General features: G+C 70.7%; 5 protein-coding genes. 1 reads left to right on the top strand and 4 read right to left on the bottom strand.

Going from position 1 to position 4,277, the window contains the following annotated elements:
* Positions 1-66 precede the first annotated feature (66 nt).
* A complete protein-coding gene (locus tag D588_RS0113250) occupies positions 67-375 on the bottom strand; it encodes a hypothetical protein (RefSeq protein WP_017916324.1) in 309 nt (102 codons plus the stop codon).
* Positions 376-544: 169 nt separating this feature from the next.
* Here D588_RS0113250 and D588_RS24750 point away from each other — a divergent pair, with 169 nt between their 5' ends.
* Positions 545-1,051: a hypothetical protein gene (locus D588_RS24750; RefSeq protein WP_017916323.1), complete on the top strand. Its 507-nt coding sequence runs from the start codon at positions 545-547 to the stop codon at positions 1,049-1,051.
* A 131-nt stretch (positions 1,052-1,182) separates the two neighbouring features.
* Here D588_RS24750 and D588_RS0113235 read toward each other — a convergent pair whose 3' ends face one another.
* From D588_RS0113235 to D588_RS0113225, 3 genes are all read right to left on the bottom strand, one after another.
* Positions 1,183-1,680 carry a hypothetical protein gene (locus D588_RS0113235; RefSeq protein WP_017916322.1) on the bottom strand — a complete coding sequence of 166 codons (498 nt, stop codon included), beginning with the start codon at positions 1,678-1,680 and terminating at the stop codon, positions 1,183-1,185.
* 87 nt (positions 1,681-1,767) lie between these two features.
* On the bottom strand, positions 1,768-3,063 hold the full coding sequence (locus tag D588_RS0113230) for an APC family permease (protein WP_026143681.1): 1,296 nt from the start codon (positions 3,061-3,063) through the stop codon (positions 1,768-1,770).
* Positions 3,060-3,875: a L,D-transpeptidase family protein gene (locus tag D588_RS0113225; RefSeq protein ID WP_017916320.1), complete on the bottom strand. Its 816-nt coding sequence runs from the start codon at positions 3,873-3,875 to the stop codon at positions 3,060-3,062. Before D588_RS0113225 ends, D588_RS0113230 begins: the two co-directional genes overlap by 4 nt.
* Positions 3,876-4,277: the final 402 nt, after the last annotated feature.

Below are 4,277 nucleotides of genomic sequence, written 5' to 3'. Positions count from 1 at the left end.
ACGCTCCTCCTGTCATCGCAGGTGCATGACAGTTGACTTCTACAAGTGGGAACGTGGCACGTCGCCTTATTCGCCGTTGCCGGCACGCTCCCAGGCGCGGCGCACGGCGTGGCGGGCCTTGCTCCAGCTCAGCGTCTGTGAGCCCTTGTTGTTGTCCCAGTCGCGGTGCAACTCCGCTTCCACCTGCTCGTAGGCGCGGTTGAAGTCGCGGATGCGCGCCTCGTGGCCGGCGTGGTAGGCGGGCTCGTAGTCCTCGAAGCGCTCGCCTTCGCTGTAATAGGGCTCGTCGGCGAAACGATCGCGCCAGTACTGCGAGACGCTGTTGCGGTCCTCGTCGTTGGGCGCACGGCCGGGGATCTGATACGGAACGCTCATGATGGTTCTCCGTGGACGATGAATGCGCTCCACGCTAGCCACGCCGGCGTTAAACCCGCCCCTGCGCGGCGTGATCGCGATATGAAACATTCATGCCTTCTGGCAGGCTGCGCCGGCGCTCAGGGTGGCTTACGATCCGCCGCTACGCCCCTCTCTTCCGACAAATCCCATGGCCGCCAACGGCATCGCCTTGTTGACCCCGTACTTGGCCACGGCCGGCGTCGGCTGGCTGTATTACCGACGCATCCGCCGTTATTTCGGCCGCCAGCCCTGGCAGCCGCGGCGCACCGGCGTGCGGCTGGGGTTCCTATTGCTGGTTGCGGCCTTGCTGGCGTGGCTGGCCGTGCACCTGCCCGCCGTGCGCCTGGGCATGGGGTTGGGGACGGTGGGCGGGGCCGCGCTGGGCGGCTTCGCCCTGCACCACACCCGCATCGAACTGCAGGACGGCGCGCGCTGGTATACGCCAAATCCCTGGATCGGCGCCGCGCTGAGCGTGCTGTTGCTCGGGCGCCTGGCCTGGCGCTGGGCCAGCGGGGCGTTCGCCGGCGGCAGCGCGGAAACCCTGCAGAACGCCAGTCCGCTGACCATGAGCATCGCCGCGGCGCTGATCGCCTACGGGCTGGTGTATGCCGCGGGTCTGTTGGCACGCATGCGGTCGCTGACGCCGGCCGCCTGACGAACGACACGCGCGCCGATGACGACGCCATGGCTGCCATGGCGGCGGGCCTTCTGGCCGTGCAGCCGCGTCAGTACGGAACTGCGCAACGCAGAGCGTCTCGCACCAGGCCTGGCCTAGCTGGCGTGATGTCAGTGCGCGGCAGCCGCCGCTTCGTAAGGCAAGGCCGTGGTGCCGGCCGCGCGCAGCGGCGCGTCGGCGGCGTCCAGTAGCTCCGGCTCGCCTTCGATCACCACCAGGATGCGTCCGGCCTCGATTTCCTCTTCGAAGTTGCGCCGCACCGGGTCGGGCACGGTGGACCCGACCAGGGCCGAGGACCAACTGCCGACCAGGGCGCCGGCGATGGCCATGACCCCGGCACCGGCCAGGGTGATGCCCAGTGGCGGCACCGCGATCGCCGCCAGCCCGGCCAGTAGGCCGGCGGCGCCGCCGCCCAGGGCGCCGCGCGCCGCGGCCGGCACGGTGTCGGTCTTGCCTTCCTTGCGGTCGTCGGGGATGGCGTCCAGCTCGATGTCGCCGCGCGCGACCAGGGACAGGTCGTCGTTGTCGACACCGGCACCGCGCGCGGCCTGCAGTGCGCGGGTGGCGGTGGGCAGATCCGGAGCGCTGTAGACGCGGCGTCGTTTCATGGCGGGCGGCTCTCGCTGGTGGGTGTCCAGCGTCCGGGCGCCGCGGTTATCCGCGCGTGACCTGCGCGCAAGGCGGTGTGAAGGCGTTCACGCCGCGTCCTTGCGCGGGAACCGGTAGAACAGCGCGCCGATCAGCAGCGCCACGCCCGCGGCGGCCAGGTTCTGCCAGCTGGCGCTGAGCAGCAGCGCCAGCGCCAGCAACAACGCCGCCAGCGGAATCAGCGGCCCGCCCGGCAGCCGCAGCGCGCCTGGCCGGTCGCGATAGCGCCGTGCAAGCACCAGCACCGCCGCGGCGGTGCCGATGTAGGCGAACAGGCGGGTGACCATCGACAGCAGCGCCAGTTGCACGAACGAGCCGGACAGGGCCAGCGCCAGCGACAGCACGCCTTGCAGCAGGATCGCCGCGGCCGGCGTGCGGAAGCGTGGATGCACTCGCGCCAGGAACGCCGGGCCGTAGCCGTCCTTGGCCAGCGCGAACAGGAAGCGCGGCCCCAGCATCACCGTGTTGCTGGTGGTGCCGAGGATGGAGATGGTGGCGCCGACGGTGAGGATCAGCGCCAGCGCTTCGCCACCGAAGCCGCTGGCGGCATCGGCCAGCGGCGTCGCCGATTGCGCCACGTTGGGCAGCGTGCCCTGCGCCACCACCTGCACCGCGGCATAGATCAAGGTGACGGTGACGATCATGGTGATCAGCGCGAACGGCACGTCGCGGCGCGGATTGCGGTATTCGCCCGCGGCGGCCGGGATGTTCTCGAAGCCGGCGTACGCGAACAGCAGCAGCAACGCCGCCTCGCCGAGGTTGCCGACATCGTGCGGGTCCGGGGTCTTGCCCGAGAACGCCCACGACCAGTCCACGTAGAACACGCCGATCGCCACGAACAGCAGCAGCGGCACCAGCTTGCCGATCACCAGCGCCACGCCGGTGCGCGCGGCCGACTTCACCCCGATCACGTTGATCGCGGTGAGCAGGCCGAGCGAGCCGATCACGATGGCCAGGCGCGCGCCGCCCCCGGCCGCGGCCGGCCAGAAGCGCACCACCGCATCGGCCAGCCCGTTGCTCAGCGCCGCTGCCGAACTGATCCGGGTCAGCCAGATCATCCAGCCGATCTCGAAGCCGGCGAAACGGCCGAACGCCTCGCGCGCATACAGATAGCTGCCGCCGGGTTCGTCGAAGTAACTGGCCGCCTGCGCGTAACACAGCACCAGCAGCGCCACCGCCACACCGGCCAGCAACACCGCCCACAGGCTCAACGGCCCGAGCAGGGCGGCGGTGGCCGCCGGCAGCAGGTAGATGCCGCTGCCGATCACGTCGTTGATCGACAACCCGACGATCTGCCAGCGGCTGACCGCGCGGACCAGCCCGGGTGCGGGCGCCTGGCTCACGACGCCGGCTCCACGGCCGGCAGCGCCCACTCGGCCTGCAGGCGCCGGTAGGCATGGCGCGGCAGCAGCACGAACAGCGGCGCGGCGGACGGCCGCAACCACGCCAGCAGCCGCTGCATGTCGGCCGCTTGCATCGCGGTGCAGCCGGCGGTGGGCGCGCCGGGCGCGCGCCACAGGTGGGCGAAGATGCAACTGCCGGCGCCCGGCGTGGCCTGCGCGTTGTGCTGGATCACGAAGCCTTCGCGGTAGCGCTGGTCGCCGGCGTGTTGCAGGTCCAGGCGCATCGGTTCGGTGGACCCGGCGACCGCGGCGCTGCCGACCTTGTCGGCATCGACGATCTGGTTGTACAGCGGCGATCCGGGCACATCGATGCAGTAGTTGCTCTGCTGCATCGCCTGGTAGGGCATGGCGCTGTCGATGCGCGGCGCATAGCCGAAGGCTTCGCCGATGGTGAACACGCCGGCCGGGCTGCGGCCGTCGCCTTCGCGCTTCTGCGGGCCGTCGTCTTGTGCCGGATGCAGGCCCAGGCCCCAGGCGCTGCCGTGGCGGCCGAGGCTCACGTCGAAGGCCTTGCCCTGCGCACGCCAGCCTTGTGCATCACGCTCGAACGCCTGCAACGTGCCCTGCGGGCTGTCCCAGTCCGGCGCCAGCACCAGGATCAGCTGCTGCGCGCGCTGCACGGCCGGCACGGCGGTGTCGGCGGCCATGCCGGGCGCGGCGACCAGGGCGCACAGCAGGGCCAGGCCGATGCGCCAGGCGCGATGGCGGCTGCTGTGCTGTGGCGCGGCAGGGGACCGATGGAGCAGGGGCATGGGGATCTCCGGGGGCGACTTGGGCGCGAGGGCGCGCCTTGAGTGCAAGGTAGCGCAGTTGCGAGGCGGATGGTGCGCGCTGGTGCGGCGATCTTGTCGACGACTTGGCCGATGTGGTGGGTGGCGGGGAACTAGGCGTTGGCAACGCGTCGCCGTCGGTCTGGTTTTTTCGATTGCCTGTTTCCGCACCGAGCAAGATGCTCGTTGCCGTTGCCGTTGCCGTTGCCGTTGCCGTTGCCGTTGCCTGTGCTGTTGCCGTTGCCTGTGCTGTTGCTGTTGCTCCGGCTTTTGACTTGCCGGGTTCCCTTCAGAAGCGGCGGCCGGCCCGGGGGAAAACCCCGAAGGGGCGGCGCACATGGATGTACGCCGTTCGCGGCAGGGGCAGGATGCCCCTTCCGCGAA

It is taken from the genome of Xanthomonas sp. SHU 308, assembly GCF_000364645.1.
GTDB lineage: Bacteria > Pseudomonadota > Gammaproteobacteria > Xanthomonadales > Xanthomonadaceae > Xanthomonas_A > Xanthomonas_A sontii.
The sequence above is the reverse complement of the archived record's forward strand: the minus strand, read 5'-3'. Positions and strand labels throughout refer to the sequence as shown.

Bases quoted from the DNA above. Each gene is read 5' to 3' on its own strand.
- D588_RS0113225 (WP_017916320.1), bottom strand. From the start codon at position 3,875: ATGCCCCTGCTCCATCGGTCCCCTGCCGCGCCACAGCACAGCAGCCGC.
- D588_RS24750 (WP_017916323.1), top strand. From the start codon at position 545: ATGGCCGCCAACGGCATCGCCTTGTTGACCCCGTACTTGGCCACGGCC.
- D588_RS0113250 (WP_017916324.1), bottom strand. From the start codon at position 375: ATGAGCGTTCCGTATCAGATCCCCGGCCGTGCGCCCAACGACGAGGAC.
- D588_RS0113235 (WP_017916322.1), bottom strand. From the start codon at position 1,680: ATGAAACGACGCCGCGTCTACAGCGCTCCGGATCTGCCCACCGCCACC.